The organism is Sandaracinus amylolyticus (genome assembly GCF_021631985.1).
Classification (GTDB): Bacteria; Myxococcota_A; Polyangia; order Polyangiales; family Sandaracinaceae; genus Sandaracinus; species Sandaracinus amylolyticus_A.
Genome location: NZ_CP070225.1, coordinates 4463603 through 4483059, shown reverse-complemented (window position 1 = coordinate 4483059; position 19457 = coordinate 4463603). Strand labels below are relative to the sequence as shown.

General features: G+C 71.8%; 11 protein-coding genes. 8 read left to right on the top strand and 3 right to left on the bottom strand.

The features are described from left to right. Positions 1 to 36: 36 nt before the first annotated feature. The 3 genes from I5071_RS18915 (at position 37) to I5071_RS18905 (ending at position 3069) form a co-directional block, all read left to right on the top strand. Entirely contained in the window at positions 37 to 1053 is a 1017-nt protein-coding gene (locus tag I5071_RS18915; RefSeq protein ID WP_236606872.1) for a metalloregulator ArsR/SmtB family transcription factor, read from the top strand. 40 nt (positions 1054 to 1093) lie between these two features. Then, entirely contained in the window at positions 1094 to 2419 is a 1326-nt protein-coding gene (ahcY, locus tag I5071_RS18910) for an adenosylhomocysteinase (RefSeq protein ID WP_236606871.1), read from the top strand. A gap of 146 nt (positions 2420 to 2565) precedes the next feature. Then, the gene (locus I5071_RS18905; protein ID WP_236606870.1) at positions 2566 to 3069 is read left to right on the top strand and encodes a hypothetical protein; all 504 of its coding nucleotides are present in this window, start codon (positions 2566 to 2568) and stop codon (positions 3067 to 3069) included. 4 nt (positions 3070 to 3073) lie between these two features. On the opposite strand, the gene I5071_RS18900 is transcribed toward I5071_RS18905, so the two are convergent. Together I5071_RS18900 and I5071_RS18895 are read right to left on the bottom strand one after the other, a co-directional pair. Continuing rightward, the gene (locus I5071_RS18900; RefSeq protein WP_236606869.1) at positions 3074 to 4771 is read right to left on the bottom strand and encodes an acyl-CoA dehydrogenase; all 1698 of its coding nucleotides are present in this window, start codon (positions 4769 to 4771) and stop codon (positions 3074 to 3076) included. 90 nt (positions 4772 to 4861) lie between these two features. After that, a complete protein-coding gene (locus tag I5071_RS18895) occupies positions 4862 to 8767 on the bottom strand; it encodes a serine/threonine-protein kinase PknK (RefSeq protein ID WP_236606868.1) in 3906 nt (1301 codons plus the stop codon). A gap of 164 nt (positions 8768 to 8931) precedes the next feature. On the opposite strand from I5071_RS18895, the gene I5071_RS18890 reads away from it, so the two are divergent. The 5 genes from I5071_RS18890 (at position 8932) to I5071_RS18870 (ending at position 17891) form a co-directional block, all read left to right on the top strand. Continuing rightward, a complete protein-coding gene (locus I5071_RS18890; protein WP_236606867.1) occupies positions 8932 to 9720 on the top strand; it encodes a hypothetical protein in 789 nt (262 codons plus the stop codon). 50 nt (positions 9721 to 9770) lie between these two features. Beyond that, entirely contained in the window at positions 9771 to 12005 is a 2235-nt protein-coding gene (locus I5071_RS18885) for a S16 family serine protease (protein WP_236606866.1), read from the top strand. Beyond that, complete coding sequence (locus I5071_RS18880; protein WP_236606865.1) at positions 12002 to 13843, top strand: hypothetical protein; 1842 nt, start codon at positions 12002 to 12004, stop codon at positions 13841 to 13843. Before I5071_RS18885 ends, I5071_RS18880 begins: the two co-directional genes overlap by 4 nt. Further along, positions 13840 to 15780, top strand: a complete 1941-nt coding sequence (locus tag I5071_RS18875) for a hypothetical protein (RefSeq protein WP_236606864.1) — start codon at positions 13840 to 13842, stop codon at positions 15778 to 15780. The genes I5071_RS18880 and I5071_RS18875 overlap by 4 nt, the downstream gene beginning before the upstream one ends. 1166 nt (positions 15781 to 16946) lie before the next feature. Continuing rightward, complete coding sequence (locus tag I5071_RS18870) at positions 16947 to 17891, top strand: hypothetical protein (RefSeq protein ID WP_236606863.1); 945 nt, start codon at positions 16947 to 16949, stop codon at positions 17889 to 17891. Positions 17892 to 17980: 89 nt separating this feature from the next. On the opposite strand, the gene I5071_RS18865 is transcribed toward I5071_RS18870, so the two are convergent. After that, positions 17981 to 19321, bottom strand: a complete 1341-nt coding sequence (locus tag I5071_RS18865; RefSeq protein ID WP_236606862.1) for a trypsin-like serine peptidase — start codon at positions 19319 to 19321, stop codon at positions 17981 to 17983. Positions 19322 to 19457 lie beyond the last annotated feature (136 nt).

Here is a 19457-nt window from a genome sequence, read left to right as displayed (position 1 = left end):
TTGCGTCCATGCGCATCGTCGCATATATCGTTCGCCGTGGACGCGGCGCACGCCCTCTCGGCGACCCTCCTCGCCGAGGCGAGATGGGAGCTCTACCGACTGCTCGGAGAGCCGTTCCGCATCCGTCTGCTCGTGCTCGCGTCGGAGGACGAGCTCTCGGTCGGTGAGCTCGCGGAGCTGCTCCACGAGTCGCAGCCGAACGTCAGCAAGCACGTCGCCGCGCTGCGCCGCGCCGGGCTGCTCGTCGATCGCAAGCAGGGCACGCGCGTGTTCGTGCGTCTCGCCGAGGGCGCGCCCGAGGACGCGGTGGTCGCCGACGCGCTGCGCGCCGGTCGCGCGCTCTGCGAGCAGGACGGCAGCCTCGCGCGGGTCGCCGAGATCGTGCGCAAGCGCGACGCCGCCGCCCGCGACTTCTTCGCGCGCGGTGGCCAGACCGAGGGCGAGCTCGAGCCCGATGCGCTCCCGCCCGAGCTCCCTGCGTACCTCGCCGCGCTCGCCCCGCTGATCGAGCGCCGTCAGCTCGCGGTCGACGCGGGAACCGGCGACGGTCGCCTGCTCGACGTGCTCGCGCCGCTCTTCGATCGCGTGGTCGGTCTCGATCGCAGCTCGGCGCGCCTCGCGCGCGCAGCGCAGCGCGTGTCGCGTCGCGGCTACGTGAACGTCGAGCTGGTCGAGGGCGAGGTCGACGACGCGGCGGTGCGACGTCGCGTGCGCGCGCTCGGCGGTGCCGACGTCGTGTTCGCGTCGCGCATCCTCCACCACGCGCCCAAGCCGGTGAAGCTGCTCGAGGCGCTCGCCGCGCTCGCGCGCCCCGCGAAGGGCGATCACGAGGGCGGCGCGGTGGTGGTGCTCGACTACCAGATCCACGAGGACGAGCGGCTGCGCGAGCAGCAGGCCGACCTGTGGCTCGGCTTCGACGAGCGCGAGCTCGTCTCGATGGCGCACGACGCCGGTCTCTGTCGCGCTTCGGTGCGCGGAGTGCCGAGCGGCGTGCGAGGACGCGGGCCCGACGCCCACGTCGGATGGCAGGTGCTCGTCGCGCGCCGCGCGTGAGCGCATTGGAACGATCGAAGAGAACGAGGAGACCGGACAGATGACGCAGAAGCCGAACCAGACCGCGAAGTACAAGGTCGCCGACATCAACCTCGCGGACTGGGGCCGCAAGGAGATCGAGATCGCCGAGACCGAGATGCCCGGTCTCATGGCGATCCGCGCCGAGCACAAGGGCAAGCAGCCGCTCAAGGGCGCGCGCATCGCGGGCTGCCTCCACATGACGATCCAGACCGCGGTCCTGATCGAGACCCTCAAGGAGCTCGGCGCCGAGGTCACGTGGACCAGCTGCAACATCTTCTCGACGCAGGATCACGCGGCGGCGGCGATCGCGGCGTCGGGCGTCCCGGTGTTCGCGTGGAAGGGCGAGACCGAGGAGGAGTACTGGTGGTGCATCGAGCAGCAGCTCGACTGCTTCGAGACGGGCAAGGGCCCGAACATGATCCTCGACGACGGTGGTGATCTCACGATCCTCGTCCACGAGAAGCGCAAGGACCTGCTCCCGCAGGTCGTCGGCCTCTCGGAGGAGACGACGACGGGCGTGCACCGCCTCTACGAGATGATGAAGAAGGGCACGCTCGCGCTGCCCGCGATCAACGTCAACGACTCGGTCACGAAGTCGAAGTTCGACAACCTCTACGGCTGCCGTCACTCGCTGGTCGACTCGATCATGCGCGCGACCGACGTGATGCTGAGCGGCAAGATCGCGGTCGTCGCGGGCTACGGCGACGTGGGCAAGGGCTCGGCGCAGTCGCTGCGCGGCCAGGGCGCGCGCGTCTGGATCACCGAGGTCGATCCGATCTGCGCGCTGCAGGCGGCGATGGAGGGCTACGACGTCGTCACGATGGACGAGGCGGCGGACAAGGCCGACATCTTCGTGACCGCGACCGGGTGCGCCGACGTCATCACGTTCGAGCACATGAAGCGGATGAAGAACAACGCGATCGTGTGCAACATCGGGCACTTCGACAGCGAGATCCAGATCGCCTCGCTCACGGACGCGAAGAACGGCGTGCGTGAGGAGAACATCAAGCCGCAGGTCGATCACTTCGTCTTCCCCGACGGGAAGAAGATCATCGTGCTCGCGCGCGGTCGCCTCGTGAACCTCGGCTGCGCGACGGGTCACCCGAGCTTCGTGATGAGCGCGAGCTTCACGAACCAGGTGCTCGCGCAGCTCGCGCTGTGGACCGAGCCGAAGAAGTACGAGCGCGGCAAGGTGTACGTGCTCCCGAAGGAGCTCGACGAGAAGGTCGCGCGCCTGCACCTCGACAAGCTCGGCGCGAAGCTGACCAAGCTCACCAGCAAGCAGGCCGAGTACCTCGGCGTGCCGGTGCAGGGCCCCTACAAGAGCGAGTGGTACCGCTACTGATTGCGACGCTCGCTCGCGCTCTTCGGCGCGAGTGAGCTGCGATCTCCGTGGACGAGCCGCCGCGCCCGCGAGGGTACGGCGGCTCGTTCGCGTCCGTCGGGGCGCGGTCGACGAACCGACGCCGAGCGTGCTCCACTCGACGCCGGATGGGCTTCGAGATGCGATGTACTGCGCTCTGCCTGCTCCTCGCGAGCGCATGCGGAAGCTCGCCGCCGCGCGCGACGGAGCACGCTCCGAGCGCCGCATCGGGCGAGGCGTCGTGCGGCCCACGGCTCGTGGGCTCACCCTCGCAGGTCACGCTGCCACCCGACGGGCGCGGCTACGTCGTGAGCGACCAGTGCACGCTCACCATCGGAGAAGCGCGTTATGGAGTGAGCGGGCGCGGATCGGCGCGCCCCGGCCTCGGCGTGCTGAGCGAAGCGATCGAACGAGCGTGCCGCGATGCCGGCATCCAGAGCGTGTTCGGCGTGGGGACCGGCATCGGGTGCAACGCGTCGGGGCTTCGTGTCTACGTGTCCGATTGGGCCGAGGTCGGGCGCGTCCTCGAGGTCGTGGGCGGCGTGCTCGAGCGCATGGATGCGAACGTCGACGTCGGACTGCTGGTGACCGGCGGATGGTGCACGGAGGAGCTCCGAGGCGCCGAGGGATGAGCCCTCAGGGCGACATCTCGTACGCGCCCTTCAGCGACAGGACGTGGTCCTTCCAGACGTGCTGGTAGCGTCGCTCGTCGAACGCGGGCTTGAGCACGAGGCGCAGACAGAACGCCTGCTGTGCCTCGGTGCTGCTCGGCTTCGCATGGAGCTGCTGCGCGAGCTTGCCGAAGTCGCGCACCATGAAGTCGAACATCTGATCGACGAGGTCGTCCTCGACGCCGTAGATCTTCGCGTTCTCTGCGACGAGCTGGGCGTAGACGACCAGCGTGAACATCTCGCCGAGCGTCATGAGGAAGTCGAGATCCTTGCGCTGCGCGTCGTCGGGCGTGGCGACCATCAGCAGCTCTTTCAGGATCGCGACCTGCTTCTGGAAGATGCGCACGTTGGGGAGATCGAACGCGCGGAACGCAGGCTCGTAGTCGTGGAAGCGAATCTTGCCGAGCCCCGCGGCGTCGCCCTGTCGGAACAGGAAGTCGTCGTTGGTCGCGTCGTCACGCCGCGGGACCTCGGGGAGGCTCGCCGGCGCGAAGAAGTAGTTCGGCATGAACTTCACGATGAGCGCGATGTTCACGTGCACCGTGCCCTCGAGCTTCGGCAGCGCACGGATGTCGCGTGCCGCCATCTCGAAGTACGTGTCCTTCTCGAAGCCACGCGCCGCGATCACGTCCCACAGCAGGTTGATCACCTCTTCGCCTTGCGTGGTGACCTTCATCTTCACGACGGGGTTGTAGAGCAGATATCGACGATCGTCGGGTGACGCCGAGCGCATGTAGTCGGCCGCGCGGAGCGCGAAGAGCTTCATCGCGACGAGTCGGGCGTATGCGTCGGTGAACATCTGCTTCACGTGCGGGAAGTCGGTCACGTACATCCCGTAGAGGCGGCGATTGCCCGCGTGGTTCAGCGCCTCGTAGAGCGCGTGCGTGCACATGCCGATCGACGCCCAGCCGAGGTTGTACTTCCCGATGTTCACCGTGTTGAGCGCGGCATTCCACGCGTCTTTGCCACGCGAGAGGATGTCCGAGTCGGTGATCGGATAATTCTCGAGCGCGAATTCCGCGACGTACGACTGGCTCGCGACGACGTTCTTCACGAGGCGATAGCTCGGGTGCTTCGGGTCGACCGCGAAGAAGACGTACTCGTCGGTGCCTTCGAGCTTTCCGAACGTCGACAGCGTCGCCGCCGCGTTGCCATTGCCGATGTAGTACTTGCCGCCGTTCGCGACGTAGGTTCCGTCGCCCTTCGGCGCGAGCACCATGTCGGTCGAGTAGATGTCGGCGCCGTGCTCGCGCTCCGAGAGCGCGAATCCGAAGATGCCGCCTCGTGCGAGCTGCTCGGCGGTCTTCTTCTTGCGCGCCTCGTTGGAGGTCATCCAGAGAGGACCGAGGCCGAGGATCGAGACCTGCCACGTGTACCAGTAACAGAGTCCGTAGAAGCCCAGGATCTCGTTGAGACCACAGTTGCGCCAGGTGTCCCAGCGTGCGTCGGAATCGCCGTGGCCCGCGGGCGTGAGCAGTGTCGCGAACACCTTTTCCTCGCCCACGAACTCGAGGAAGTCCGCGTACCACGTGCGCGCGAGATCGTGCTCTTTGAGCTTCCTCTTCCCGCGTCGTTCGAAGAACGCGATCGTCTTCTCCATCAGCTCGCGCGAGCGCGCATCGGGATAGGTCCGCGTGTAGCTCTTCGGGTTCAAGAGGATCATCGGCTCTCCTTGTGCGCTCACCGGAGATCGATGGGGCCACGTCCGATCAGGACGCTCAAGGCTCCCGACTCGGGTACGCGCGCTCGGGGGTCAGCGCGCGAGTCGCTGCGAGAGCTCCGCGGCGCGGCGCTCGGCGCCCCAGCGCGCGTATGCGTCGCGCGCCTCGCGGAGCTGCTCGATCGCGTGATCGCCACGCTCTGCGTGGAAGCGCCAGAGGAGCTCGAGCGCCAGCGCTTCCCACTTGCCTCGTCGATGGGCACGCGTGCGCTCGACCGCCTGCTCGAAGTGCGCGACGGCGTCGCTCGCTCCGCGCACCCGCGCGTGCTCGGCCAGCGCGACGAGGTAGAGCGGCTCGAAGCTCTGCGGATTGACCTGCGCCCATCGAGCGAGCTTCGCGAGGCTTCCTCGCGCTCTCCACGCGATCTGCGCGCGCTCCAGCGCGCCCGCGCTCCGATGTGAGCGCGCACCGACGAGCACGCGCCACGCCTCGAGCTCGACCGAGGTCGGGACCGAGAACACCGCGCCGACGTGACGATCGCACTCCGCGAGCAGCGCGCTCGCGCGCGCGTCGTCGTCGTGGAGATACGCGAGCTGAGCGCCGAGCAGGTGATAGTAGAAGATGGCCACCGGCGTCTTCCGCTCGCTCAACGACGCGCGGAACGTCGCGTCGTCCGAGTCCTCGGCGGCGAGGGTCGTCGCATCGCCGTCCGGTCCCCGCATCGCCGCTGCGTACCGCGCGTGCGTCGAGGCCAGCGCCGCCATGTCCACGTCGCGACGGCGCACCGCGATGGCTCGACACGCCTCTGCGGTCTCGCGCAGCTCGCCGAGGTGCGCTGCGTCGCAGTAGGTGATCACCGAGAGCGTGCCCGCCGAGTACGCCTCGTACGCGGTGTCTCCGTATCGCGTGCCGACCGACACCGCGTCGCGCAGCTGGGCCTTCGCGGCCGCGAACGGCTCGACCCACGGCGTGAGGTACGTGCCGTTGACGAAGAGCAGCTTGCAGGCGAAGCGCTCGCTGCGGAAGCGCTCCTGGAGCACCAGCGAGAGGCGCCCGAACGCGTGCGCGTTCGCGTGATCTCCGAACGCGCCCGAGAGCACCGCTCCGTAGAGCGCGAAGCCGTACGCCGACGCGTCCATCACGCCGTGGTGCAGCGAGAGCTGCGCGATGCGCAGGCTCACGACCACGAGGAGATCCGTCGACACGAAGAACGCTGCGGGCACCATCGCGACGAGGATCTCGATCGCGCATCGTGCGCGGACGTCCTCGAGCTCGGGAAGCGCTGCGAGCTTCTCGGCCGAGCGGCGCCCGACCGCCCACCGCACCGCGGCGTACTCGAGCAGCACCGACGCCGTGCTCGCGTTCGCCGGCAGCGATTGACCGAAGCTCCGCAGCGCCTCGCGTGCGGTCGCGATCGCCTCGACGCTGCGGCCGTGCCCGGTCTCCAGCGCGATGCGCGATGCGTAGAGACGCGCGCGCTCCGCAGGGTCGGCGAGCCGCTGGAGGAGCTCCGCGAAGAGGCGCTTCGCGAGGTCGATCTCGCCCGCGAGGTACGCCGACTCCATGCGCTCCCACCAGACGGAGCACGCGAGCGCGTGCTCCGTCGTCCACGGATCGCCGAGCCCTGCGATCAGCACGGTCGCGCGCTCGAGGTACTCGAGCGCCGCGCGATACGCGGTGGTCTGCTTCGCCTGACGTCCCGCGACGAGACACAGCTCCGCGAACCGCCGCCGCGCGTCGCGCGACGACACGAGGTCTCCCGCCTGGTGCAGGTGCTGCACGATCGCGAAGACCACCGAGGGCAGCGCCGCGCTCGACGTGTGCGCGACGAGCTCGAGACCGAGGCTCAGGTGCAGGTGGCGCAGCCGCGCCGCCATCGCCTCGCCGCCGTCGTCGAAGTGCCGGCGGATCGCCTCGCGAATTCGGTCGTGATAGGGCTCGACCAGACGATCCTCGCCGTGACGGCTGACGCGGATCATCTGCGCGGTGCGGAGCGCGCCGATCAGGATCGCGCTCTGGCTCACGTCGAGCCCCGCCGCGCGCGCGATCAGCTGGAACGGGAAGGGCGCGCCCGCGAGCGCGACCATCTCCATGAACCGACGCGCGGGCTCGTCGAGCTCCGCGATGCGCGTCCAGATCACGTCCTGCAGGCGCGCGCGCGAGGTGGCGCCGCGCTGCGGCCTCCGCGCGAAGCGCACGAGCTCCGAGAGGAAGAGTGGATGTCCGCCGGCCTCGTCGAGGAACGACGCCGCGTCGCGTCGGGCGAGCCCGGCGTGCGGCCCACCGTTCGCGATCCACAGGAGGTTCCAGAGCGCCTTCGACTCCTCGTGCGAGAGCCCACCGAGATCGAGCGTGCGCGGCGACAGCGCGTCGAGGCGCGCCTGCATCTCGGCGCTGCCCGCGCGCATCGTCGCGACGAAGAGCGCGCGAGGCGCGCCCGGCTGCGCGAAGAGCGCCTCGAGGAGCGCGAGGCTGTCGCGGTCGGCCCACTGCAGATCGTCGACGAACACTACGAGGCGCGCGCGCTCGGAGAGCGCTCCGAGCACGTCCTTGAGCTCGCGGAACGCGAGATCGCGCATGAGCGACACGTTCCGCAGCGCGCTGCCCGGAGTGACCATCTCCGCGACGGCGGGTGCGCGCCGGAGCACGGGGAACATCATCGCGAGGAACTGCGCTCCTCCCGCGAGCAGCGCGCGCGCCTCGGCGATCGGAAGCGCGGCGATGTGCGCGCTCAGCGCGTCGATGATCGCGTCGAACGCCTTGAACGGGACCGACTCCTGCTCGTAGCAGCGGCCCGCGAGCACCAGCGCGTCGCGATCCGGCGCGACGTGCTGCTCGAGGAACGCACGCACGAGCGTGCTCTTGCCGACGCCCGGCTCGCCGCGCACCACCACCAGCTCGCGCCCACTCGATGCGACGCGCACGAACGCGTCGGCGAGCGTCGCGAGCTCGCGGCGCCTTCCGACGAACGCGGCGGGCACCTCGAGCATCGCGGCGCCGTCGGGCTCGGACGCGACGAGATCGTCGGCGGGAGGCTCGGCGCCGAGCGCGCGGAGCACGTCGTCGCCGCACGGACGCACCGCGGGATCGCGCTCGAGGAGCGCACGGCACAGTCGATCGAGATCGGGCGGCGCTCCGGGGACCAGATCGCTCGGCGCGGGCGCGGCGCGCTCGCGCTTCTCGCGCATCACGACGAGCGGGTGCCCGCGGAACGGCAACGTCCCGGTGAGCGCCTTGAACAGCAGCACGCCGAACGCGTACCAGTCCGCCTCCGGGCCGACGTCGTCGTCGACCACCTCGGGCGCGATGAAGTGAGGTGTCCCGACGATCGCGCGCTCGCCGCTCTTCTCGACGTGGCGCTCGACCGTGGTGCCGAAGCGCTCGACCAGACCGAAGTCGAGCAACACGACGTGTCCGTCGTCGCGCACCAGCACGTTCGATGGCTTGACGTCGCGATGCAGTCGACCGCGTCGGTGCAGTGCGTCGATCGCGCTCGCGAGCTGCCTCAGCGTGGACCGCAGCCGCGCCTCGTCGTAGCCGACCTCGCACGCGATGGGGCTCGGCTCGTCGGCGACGTGCTCGCGTGGCTCGTCGTGGAGCGTGGCGTCGTCCTCGGTCTCGATCTCGCGCGCGCGGCGTCGTCGGCCGGCGGGCGACGCGTCGCGCGTCTTCTCGTCGAGCGGGCTGGACGCGCTCGCTCCGTGCCGCACGTACGCGAGGAGATCGACCCCTCGCACCAGCTCCATCGTGAAGAACCACTGATCGCCTTCGTGATGGAGCTCCCCGAAGCGCAGGATGTTCGGGTGCTGCACGTCGGCGAGCGCGCGGAACTCCTGCTTGAAGCGATAGAGCAGGTGCGCGTCGCGCGTCTTGAGCATCTTCAGCGCGACGATCGCGTTCGTCTCGCGATCGAGCGCCTCGAAGACGACGCCCATGCCCCCGCTGCCGACCTCACGCAGCAGCTCGAAACGAGCCGACGACAGCGCAGGGTCCCTCACTCCTGCTCCTCTCGCTCGCGGCCGAGCCCGCCACCCCGGGTGCGTCGACCGACTCTCGCCAAACTACGGACGGCCGTCGCGGACTGTCAATACAGGCGAAAGAGCCCGACCAGTATGGATTCCCGCCACCCAGTGCCGGCGAGCCGTTCGGCTACACTCGGTGCGTGGCCCGCGTCCTCGCGCTCATCGTGCTCGTGGCGGCTCCCTCGCTCGCGCATGCCCAGCCACGTGCCGTGCGCGATCCCGCGATCGCCGACGCGGCCCTCGCGCTCGAGGGTCCATCGGGCGCGCTCACGGTCGACGAGCTCGAGACCGGGCTGCGCGCGGTCCTCGCGCCGATCAGCGCGTGTCTGCGAGAGCGTCCCACCGACCCTGCAGACATCACGCTGGAGCTCGAGGTGGGCGCACGCGGTCGCGCGACGCCGCGCATCACGAGCACGCTCACCAGCGCTCAGCGCCGCTTCGCGCGATGCCTCACGCGCGCGTTCGGTGCCGCGCGGTTCCCCGAGCGCGATGCGAGCACGCGAGTCGTCGTGCACGCGCTGATCGGCACACCGACTCCCTCGATCCCGGGATCGACCGAGACCACGTCGGCCTCGACCGTGCCCACGGCTCCGCCGCCTCCGACGAGCGCTGCGCCGTCGCGCCCGCTGACCGAGGAAGAGCTGCACGCCCGCGCGCTCGCGAGCGTGCAGACGGCGATGGCCGCGCATCCCGAGGCGCTCGCCGCGTGTGCGCGCCGCGCGGCGGTGCAGGCACACGGTCGCGTCTGGGTGCGCGTCACCTTTCCGAGCGCGAGCGGCGCGCCCGCGATCGACATCGTGCGCAGCGACATCGAGAGCGAGGCGCTGACGAGCTGCGTCGCCGAGACGATGCGCGGCTGGACCTACGAGAGCCCGGGCGCGACCGCGAACGTCGTGCTGCCGATCGCGATCGCGCGCCCCGGGAGCTGACGCGGTTCGGAGCACCTCGGCCCGTTCCGTCCTCGGCTATCCTGGCCCGGATGAACGACGAACGAACAATCGTCCTCGGGTTGCTCTCCGATGTCCTCTTGCCCGGTGAGGAGCTCGCGCTCGACGACGCCAGCTGCGAGCCCGAGTCCCTCAAGCGCGCGCGCAAGCGCAAAGCTGCGCGAGTCGTCGCGCTCCCGCTCGACTTCGCGCTGCAGCTCCCTTCGTTCGTGACGGGGCGCGTGGGCGTGCTGGCCGAGGTCGTCTCGCTCGCGCGCGGTGGGGTGCGCCTCCGCGGCCTTCGCCGTGCGCGCGTGGTGGACGTCGAGACGGCCGAGCCCTTCGCGGCGCGCCTCGAGCTGCTCGACGAGGTCGACGCCGCGCGTGTCGCTGCCCGCGTCCTGTCGCTCGCGCGCGAGCGATCGAGCGCGGAGTCGGTGCCGGCGCTCCGCGCGATCGAGCGCACGCTCGCGACCCACGGTGCGCTCGCCCGCTCCGTCGCGGACGGTGATCCCCCGGCGCCCGACACCCCGAGCGCCGTCGCGCCCGACGCCGCGACGGTGCTCGAGTCGCTCGCCGCGCGCCTCGCCGCGGGCGACACGAGCCACGCCGAGCGCGCGCGCATCCTGCCGATCGCCACCGAGATCGCCCGCACCCTCGGCATCGCGGAGCCCCTCGCGGGTCGCAAGCTGGGTGGACCGCTCGAGGTCGTCGCCCAGAAGCTCGAGCGCCTCCCGCTCCCCGAGGCTGCGCGCGCCGTCGCCCGTGAGCGCCTCGCGCTGCTCGCCGACATGCCGCGCAACGCGCACGACTACCACACGTACCTCGCGCACCTGACGCTGCTCGCCGACCTCCCTTGGGGCGAGCCGCCGCCCGCGACGATCGATCTCGACGAGGTGACGCGCCGCCTCGACGCCGAGCACGAAGGCCTCGCGCGCCCCAAGCGCCGCGTCCTCGAGCACCTCGCGGTGCGCAAGCTCGGCGGCAGCTCGCGAGGCCTGGTGCTGTGCCTCGCCGGCCCGCCGGGCGTCGGCAAGACGACGATCGCGCGGAGCATCGCCGAGGGCCTCGGTCGCCCGCTGGTGCGCGTGCCGCTCGGCGGCGTGCACGACGAGTGCGAGATCCGCGGCCACCGCCAGTCGTTCCACGCGGCGTCGCCGGGGCGCATCGTGCAGGGCATGCGGCAGGCGGGGCGCACCGATCCCGTCCTGCTTCTCGACGAGCTCGACAAGATCGGCCAGGAGAGCTTCCGCAGCCCGGCCGCCGCGCTCCTCGAGGTGCTCGATCCCGAGCAGCACCACGCCTTCTCCGACAACTTCCTCGGCGCGCCCTACGACCTCTCGAAGGTCCTCTTCATCGCCACCGCGAACGACGTCGATCGCATCCTCCCCGCGCTCCGCGATCGCCTCGAGGTCGTCGAGCTCGACGGCTACACGCTGGGCGAGAAGGTGCGCATCGCATCGCGCCACGTGCTGCCGCGCCTCGCGCGCTCGCACGGCCTCGCCGCGCCGCTCACCGCCGACGCCGAGACGCTCGCCGCCATCGTCGAGGGCTACACCCGCGAGCCGGGCGTGCGCGAGCTCGAGCGCGTGCTCTCCGCCGTCCACCGCGCCCGCGCCGTCGAGCTGGCGCGCGGCGCCGCCGCGAGCGACGCGCCGATCACCATCGCCGAGATCACCACGGTCCACGGGCCGCCTCGCCACCGCCGCGTCCCCCCCGCGACGCGCCTGCCGATCGGCTCCGCGCACGGCCTCTCGGTCGGCGGCGACGGAGGCGGCGCAGTGCTGCCGATCGAGGTGCTACGCGCGCCTGCGCGCGGCGCGCGCCCCGAGCTCCACCTCACCGGCCTCCAGGGCGAGGTCATGCGCGAGTCCGCGCGCACCGCGCTCTCGCGCATCGCCGCCGAGGCGAGCGCGATCGGCGCGCCCGACGCCGCGCTCGTGGCCGACCTCCACGTGCACATCGCCGAGGGCGCCGTGCGCAAGGAGGGCCCCTCCGCCGGCGTGCCGCTCTATCTGGCGATCCGCTCCGCGATCACCGGGCTCGCGGTGCGCGGTGACGTCGCGTGGACCGGCGAGATCACGCTGCACGGCGCGGTGCTCGCGGTCGGCGGCGTGCGCGCGAAGGTGCTCGCCGCCGAGCGCGCCGGGCTCCGCGCGGTGATCGTCCCCGAGGCCAACCGCGCCGACGTCCCCGCCGAAGCGCGCATCGAGATCCTCTTCGTGCGCGACCTCGCCGAGGCCGCCGCGATCGCGTGGGACGAGCCCTCACCGCCGAGCGTCGCATGACCTGGATCGATCGAGAGCGTCTCGTCGGGCTCGCCGACGCGTCGATCGCCGCGCTCGATGCGCCGGCCGATCGCACCTCCGACACCTTCGTGGACGCCACCACCGAGCGCGCGCACGCCCAGGCGAAGTACGGCGCGCTCGCCACCGCGCTCCCGCTCGCTGCGGCGATCCTCGGCGCCGAAGGAGACCCGCTCGCGCTGCGCTACCTCCGCGCGACACGCGGGCGCACCGAAGGCTACGACGACCGCAACGGCTCGCTCTCGATCGCGATCGCGCAGGCGATCGAGCAGCTCGTCACGCTCGCGGGGCCGCGCGCGCTGCCCGAGGCGCGCAAGCTCGTCGGCAAGCGCACGCCCACCGCGCGCGCCGCGATCGCGCGCGGCCTCGCGCCCCACGCCGCCGGCAGCGCCGACGTGCGCGCGCTCCTCTACGACCTGCACGGCGACGAGGACGACACCGTGCGCGCCGCCGCGCGCGAGGCGCTCGGGGGCCACGGACCGCCCGCGTGGCATGGCGTCTTCCCCGCCGATCCGCTCTCTTCGCGCTCGGCGGAGGACGCGCGCCGGCTCCGCAAGCCGCTCGACGCCGCGCTCGCCGCGCTCGTCGAGCCTCCGTGGAAGCACGAGGAGGCGCAGCGCGCGATTCGCCGCGCGATGCGCGCGCTCCCCGACGACGTCGCGGGGGCGATCCTCACCCGCTTCTTCTGTCGCGATCGCGCGTGGGACCATGCGCTGGGCGTGCGCTGGCTGCGCGCGACCGGCGGCCTCGAGATCGGCCGCGTCCTCGACGCGCGGCCCTACGCGATCATCGAGCAGCTCGAGATGCTGATCCCCCGCGCGCTCGCCGAGTGTGCCGAGCCGGTCCGCGCGCGCGCGCTCGAGACGCTCCTGCCCGCGCTCGGCGAGCAGCGCTCGGCCGATCGCTACGTCGCCGAGCGCATCGTCACGTCGCTCGCGAGCCTCGTCGACGACCTCCGGCCGCTCGTCGCGCTCGCCCTCGGCGCGCCGCTCGATGCCGCGGCATCGGTCCCCGCCACCGACGCGCGCGCGCACACGCCGCTCACCCGCGCGGTGGCGTCGGCGATCTCCGCGCGCACCGCTCTCGGCCCGCTCGCCGAGTCTGCGGTCGCCGCGCTCGAGGCCGGCTTCCCCGGCGCGTGGTCGCTGCTCGCCACCCCGCTGCGCACCTCGCTGCTCGCCTCGGAGGACCCGCGCGTCACCGCCTACGCCGAGCGCGCGCTCGCGCTGAGCGACGATCCCGACGCCCTCACGTTCGCGCTGCAGCGCATGGCGCGGGTGCGCGGCAGGGCCGGGCGCGCGCTGCTCGTGAGCGCGCTCGACGCGCCGCGCCTCCGCGCCGTCGTGATCGACTGCGAGCCGCTGCGCCGCGTCGTGATGCGCACCCTGCGCGCGCAGCTCGCGGCAGGGCGCCTCGCGGGGGACGAGATCGCGATCGTGCTGCGCGCGATCACCGCGCACGCGCGCTCCGCCCCTCCGAGCGCCGCGGAGCTCGCCCGCGCCCGCGACGCCCTCGACGCGCTCCTCTCCGACCCGGCCTCGCCCGACGCGCTCGCCACCCTCGGCGCGCTGCTCGTCGAGCTCGCGAGGACGGGCGTCGTCGCGCACGACCATCCCGCGGTCGAGCACCTCTTCGCCGCGGTCGCGCCCGCGTCCGCGCCGCCGCTCGAGATCCGCCTCTACAACGCCGCCCTCGCCGCGAGCCCGCCGTGGGTCACCGTGCTCGAGCGCCTCGCGGCCTCGGCCTCGTACCCCGCCCGCGATCTCGCCGCCGACGCCCTCGCGGACCTACGCCGCGACCTCGAGGGGGGCGCACGATGAGCGCGCCCGACGATCGCTTCACCTGGCGCGAGCTCTGGGCGCTCGCGCGCGAGGTCCGGCCCCTCATCGATCACAGCGCGCTGGGCGACGAGGAAGACGAGGCCCGCGCGTACGACGCCCGCACCGCGGACGGTCTCTCGCGCGCCGCCCGCCGCGAGGCGGCGGCCGAGCTCTGGCGCTTCGTCGCGGCCGCGTGCGCGTCGCGCGCGCAGGTCGAGACCCTCCCGCTGCTCGCCTGGATGCTCCAGCTCGCCGAGGACCACGGCGGCGACGAGGACGATCGCAGCTACAGCCTCGCGATCGCCAGGGCGGTGCGGCACGCGGCGGCCCGCGCCCACGAGCTCCCCGCCGAGCTGCGCGCCTCGCTCGGCGATACTCGGGCGGCGGTGCGCGAGGCGCTCGCGCTCGGCCTCTCGCTCGAGCACGCGCGCGACGCGCTGGATCAGCTCGCGGGGGATCCGCATCCCACCGTCCGCCGGGCCGCGCGCGCGCGCCTGCAGCCCACGCCGCCGTGGTGGCACCGCATCCTCGACGCCGATCCCGAGCCGGCGCTCGACGAGCCCGCGCGCGCCGCGCTCGCGCGCCTCCGCGCCGCGCTCGAGCTCGAGCCGTACCCGCTCTCGAAGCAGCCCGCCGGCGAGGTCGTCGAGGCCGCGGCTGCGTTGCCGGACCCGCTCGCGATCGCGCTCCTGACGACGCTCGCCGCCGGCGCGGGTGCGCGCGAGTCGACGCTCACGTGGCTCACCGCGGCCGCGAGCCGCCCCGGCTCGGCCGCCGCCGTGATCCGCGCGCTGCGGGCGTGGAGCGGCGAGACCTTCATGATCCTCGGTAAGCTCGATCCGCTGGCGTCGATCGACCGCGCGCGGCGCATCGAGCTCGGCGTCGCGCTCGCCGACGCGCTGCTCGCGGCGCGCGCTGCCGCGCACGAGCGCTCCGACGACGACGTGCAGTACGCGCTCGCCCGCGCGTTCGGCGCGGTGTGGCCGCGCGACGCCGACCCCTCGGTGCCGTTCGCCGTCCTGCTCGGCGGCGCGCTCGCCGGCGCCGCCGATCGCGAGCCCGCGTCGTGGCGGATCACGCATCCCGTCGAGGCCGCGATCGATCCGGCGCACCCGGCGCTCGAGGCGCACCGCGAGCTCATCGTCGAGGCCCTCCGACGCGGCAAGCCGGGCGCGTGGGCGGCGATGCCGCACGCGATCGAGCAGCGCTTCGCGCCCGCGCTGCGCGCGGAGCGCCGGGAGCGGGCGCGCCTCGACCTCGCCGGGCCCGATCGCGCCGCGCAGATCGCCGCGATCGACGGGCTGCTCGGCGACCTGCACGACCCCGAGGCCGACCCGCCGGTGGCGCGGCTCGCGACGTCGCTGTACCGCGATCCCGCGACGCGCAGCGCGCTGCTGCGCTCGCGTCGCGCGACGCCCGGCGTGCTCCGCGCCGCGCGTGCGGATCTCGTCGCGGGCGCGCTCGACGCGCTCCAGGCGGCCGGCGTGATCCGCGCGATCGGCGGCGTCGCCGAGCCTCTGCGGAACGTCGCGATGGCGCGCTACGGCAAGCCGGTCCGGCGCCGCGGCAAGTCGCCCTCGGAGGCCGAGTGGGAGCGCTTTCGAGCGCTGCGTGACGCGCTCGATCTCGACGCCGTCGCGGGCGACGAGCTCTCGCTGATCGCGTCGACGCTTCCCTCGGGCGCAGGCATCGACGCGCGCGACGTGCAGGTCGTGCGGCGGGCCGTCGCGCGGATGCTGGCGAGCGGAGACGAGGAGCTCGTGCGGGTGATCGATGTGCTCTCCGCCAAGCGCGACACGGAGGTCGACGCACTGCTCGTCGAGGTGTTCGAGCGCGGAGCGGCGGAGGGCAGCGCGGAGTTGCGCGCGAGACTGGCGCTCGCAGCGCGCCTGTGGAGCTACCCGGAGGGCGCGGTGGCGGCGCTGCGGGCGAAATAGCTCGCCAGCGAGGGGTCGAGTCCCTGCGAGTCTCTTGCGGTGGCGTGATCTCGAGTCCCCGCGGAGTCTCTTTCGAGCGCGATGTGCCGAGTCCCCGCGGAGTCGCATGTGGTGGAGTTGGTCTCGAGGACGCGCTCTCTCTTGGTTGTACTGACCTGCGCTCTTCGGTGTGCACTCGCTCCAGGTGCGCGCTTCGCGCGCACGTCGCTCTGCTGTTTCGTTTGGGTCTCGTCGTTCGGGCCGCTCGTGGTGGGGTTGCTTCGCGGTGGGCGTGATCTCGAGTCCCCGCAGAGTCTCTTTCGAGCGCGATGTGCCGAGTCCCCGCGGAGTCGCATGTGGTGGAGTTGGTCTCGAGGACGCGCTCTCTTTTGGTTGTACTGACCTGCGCTCCAGGTGCGCGCTTCGCGCGCACGTCGCTCTGCTGTTTCGTTTGGGTCTCGACGTTCGGGCCGCTCGTGGTGGGGTTGCTTCGCGGTGGGCGTGATCTCGAGTCCCCGCAGAGTCTCTTTCGAGCGCGATGTGCCGAGTCCCCGCGGAGTCGCATGTGGTGGAGTTGGTCTCGAGGACGCGCTCTCTCTTGGTTGTACTGACCTGCGCTCTTCGGTGTGCACTCGCTCCAGGTGCGCGCTTCGCGCGCACGTCGCTCTGCTGTTTCGTTTGGGTCTCGTCGTTCGGGCCGCTCGTGGTGGGGTTGCTTCGCGGTGGGCGTGATCTCGAGTCCCCGCAGAGTCTCTTTCGGGAGTGATGTGCCGAGTCCGCGCGGAGTCGCTTGCGGTGAAGTGGGTCGCCGATGACAGGAGCTCTGCGGCCTCTGCGATGGGTTTTTTCGCGGTGACCGTCCAGCTCGTCCAACACCGCCCAGCTCATCGAAAGACCGTTCAGCTCGTCCAAACACGGTCCAGCTCGTCGAAAGACGGCTCCACCTCGTCCAGAGACCGAAATTCTCGTGGAAAGACCGTCCAGCTCGTCGAACGACGGCTCCACCTCGTCCAAAGACCGAATTTCGCGTCCAAAGACCGGATTTCGCGTCGAAAGACCGTTCGAGCTCCTCGAACGACCGTTCCAGCTCGTCAAAAAGACAGATTCGCCGGACTACGTCTCTGCGCGCGGACGTCCCGGTCTCGGACGATTTACACGGCGCTTCGCGGGCTCCTACTGTCCGCGGCATGGCGACTGCCAAGAAGAAAACCACTCGCAAGACACCGACACCGCGGCGCCCGTCGGCGCCGTCCACCATCGACACGAGCCGTGCTTGGTCGCTCGAGGAGCTCGGTCCGCACCTGCCCGCCTTGCGCGACGAGGACCTCGCGCTCGTGAGAGAGGCGCTGATCCGAGCGCAGTCGAACGAAGGGCTGATCGCGCTCGGCGCGGCCTTCCGCACCGAGGACATCCTCGCGGTCGCGCCGAGCTTCGCCGCGGGTGCGCTCTTCGCGATCCAGTCCATCGCAAAGCCGATTCCGGGGCTGGCGCCCGAGCTGCTGGCTCTGCTGGTGCGCGAGGCGCTCGAGCTCGGACGCGTGAACCTGTCGTTCGAGCAACAGCGCCGCGACGTGTCCACCGCGATCCTCGGCCGGCGCGAGGAGCTGAAGTCGACGAACTCCCGCGCGCTGCGCATTCGCCGATCCGTCGCGCTGACGCTCAATCGGCACGTCGTGCCGCACGGCTCGAAGGTGCGCGTGGAGCTCGCGCGCGCCGCCGCCAAGGCGCCGACTCCGGCGTCGACCGTGACGAGCGTTCGGACGGTGGCACGCGTCCTCGTCGACCTGCGAAAGGAGCCCGCGCTGGTGCCGGTGCTCGACCGCTACGGTTACGACGAGGCGTTCGTCGGCGAGCTCGAGGCGCTCGCCGGCGAGATCGAGCGACTCGACCGCGCGGGCGCCGAGCTCACGCCTCCCCAGCGCGTCGACCAGCGCGCGCTCGATCGCCAGGACGGCATCGTGGTCGCGCTGATGCGCGCGATCTGGTGGCCCCTGCACGACGCCCAACAGGACGGCAGCGGCATCGCGCCGCCCCCGCTCGGCGCGCTCGAGCGGCTGGTCGCGGGGTCGCGCCCGGAAGACGACGACGAAGCGCTCGTGGAGCCCGCGCCCCCCGAGCCCGTCGCGAGCTGATCCCGCGAGACGACGACGAGACGAGGAGCCGCGCTGTTGCGCTGCTCCTCGTCTCGTCTTTCCCGCCCGCGCGCGGGGCGGGGTTCACCTCAGGGCATGCCCTGGCGGAGCGACGCGATCACGCCCGAGTACTCTCGCGTGATGCGCACGCCGGTGTTCGGTCGGTCGTCGTCCCCGCCGCACCGGAAGCAGTGCTCCCAGCTCACCACGCCGGTGACCGCGAGGGTGTCCGAGTCGAGATAGGTGTAGAGCGACGAGCCGCTGTGACCGCCGGACATGTCGCAGCTGAAGCGGAATCGACGCTCGATTCCATCGGCGTCCGGCGACGAATGCTCACCGACCGCGCACGACTGGGTGTCGCCGTAGAGGCCGAGTCGCTGGCACGAAGCGGGCGCGTTCTCCGAGCCGCAGACCGGATATCCACGGTTGTAGCGGGTGCGATTGGCGAACTCGGCGTCGTCACCCCACCAGTACCAGCCCATCCAGCCGACGGTCTCGCCGAGGCGCGACGCGTGCGTGACGATCACGCCGATGTCCCACGGCGTCGCGGCGTACGGCATCTTCTCCTGGCCGTCCGCCTGCGCGATGAAGCTGCCCGGCACCCAGTACCAGGTCGCGGCGACGTCGGGATCCGGGTGGTACTGCGCCGACGAGCGCCAGGCGTCCTGACCGCTGCGGCCCGCGTACGCCGTGGTCCCGCGCCAGGTGCGGTTGGTGAAGTTCCGGATGCAGTGCGCGGCGGTCACGATGTGCTTGGGCCCGACGAGCGTGCCCGAACAACCACCGTTCGTACCGAGCGAGACCAGGCGTCGATAGGCCGAGTCGGTGTGCGCGACTCCGATGGTCCCGCGGAGCGTGCGAGTGTCCTGTCCGTTCGACCAACCCTTGCGCGTCGTGGGATCGAGCGCGGCGTCGTCCTCGACGAACGGCGCCGTCGGGCGCTCCGACGCTTCCGAGACGGGCTCGCGAGTGCCGCGATCGATCCCGCGCTCGTGCGCGCGCTCGTCGGCAGCGTAGAGGAGATCGCGGGGGAATCGGACCTCGAACTCGTTCCCGGTCTGCAGGTGGACTGCCACCCACGTGGCGAAGTCGGGATCGTCGGTGACGGTGGCGTCGCCGGAGTCGTCGTACTCGGTCTCGAGCGGCGCGTCGTCGCCCGAGATCACCTCGCCGTGACCGCGGTAGCGAACGACGATGCGCGAGTCGGCGTCGTCGCCGAAGCCGAGGTCGGTCGTCATCTCGCCGAGCGAGTCGCGCAGCGACGCGATGTCCGCAGTGAGCGCCGCGTCGGGCTCGAGATCGTCGGGCAGGACCACCTCGACGGGCGTGACGGCGGGCGCGTCGGGCCCTGGCTCGGGCGCGGCCTCGCCTCCGCGGGCGGCGCAGCCCGCGAGCGTCACGATCAGCATCGAAAGGACGTAGCGCTTCATGTCGTCTGTCTCCACGTGAGAAGAAGAGCGGAGGACGACCGCGACGTCGTCGCGCCCCCTGCCCGACGTGCTCCCACTGCAGCGCACGTGCCGCGCTCGATTGCCGTGATTTCGGCGGGATTTCGCGCCGTCGCGG

Coding starts and splice junctions, on each gene's coding strand:
- I5071_RS18870 (WP_236606863.1), top strand. CDS start 16,947: ATGGCGACTGCCAAGAAGAAAACCACTCGCAAGACACCGACACCGCGG.
- I5071_RS18875 (WP_236606864.1), top strand. CDS start 13,840: ATGAGCGCGCCCGACGATCGCTTCACCTGGCGCGAGCTCTGGGCGCTC.
- ahcY (WP_236606871.1), top strand. CDS start 1,094: ATGACGCAGAAGCCGAACCAGACCGCGAAGTACAAGGTCGCCGACATC.
- I5071_RS18900 (WP_236606869.1), bottom strand. CDS start 4,771: ATGATCCTCTTGAACCCGAAGAGCTACACGCGGACCTATCCCGATGCG.
- I5071_RS18905 (WP_236606870.1), top strand. CDS start 2,566: ATGGGCTTCGAGATGCGATGTACTGCGCTCTGCCTGCTCCTCGCGAGC.
- I5071_RS18880 (WP_236606865.1), top strand. CDS start 12,002: ATGACCTGGATCGATCGAGAGCGTCTCGTCGGGCTCGCCGACGCGTCG.
- I5071_RS18865 (WP_236606862.1), bottom strand. CDS start 19,321: ATGAAGCGCTACGTCCTTTCGATGCTGATCGTGACGCTCGCGGGCTGC.
- I5071_RS18885 (WP_236606866.1), top strand. CDS start 9,771: ATGAACGACGAACGAACAATCGTCCTCGGGTTGCTCTCCGATGTCCTC.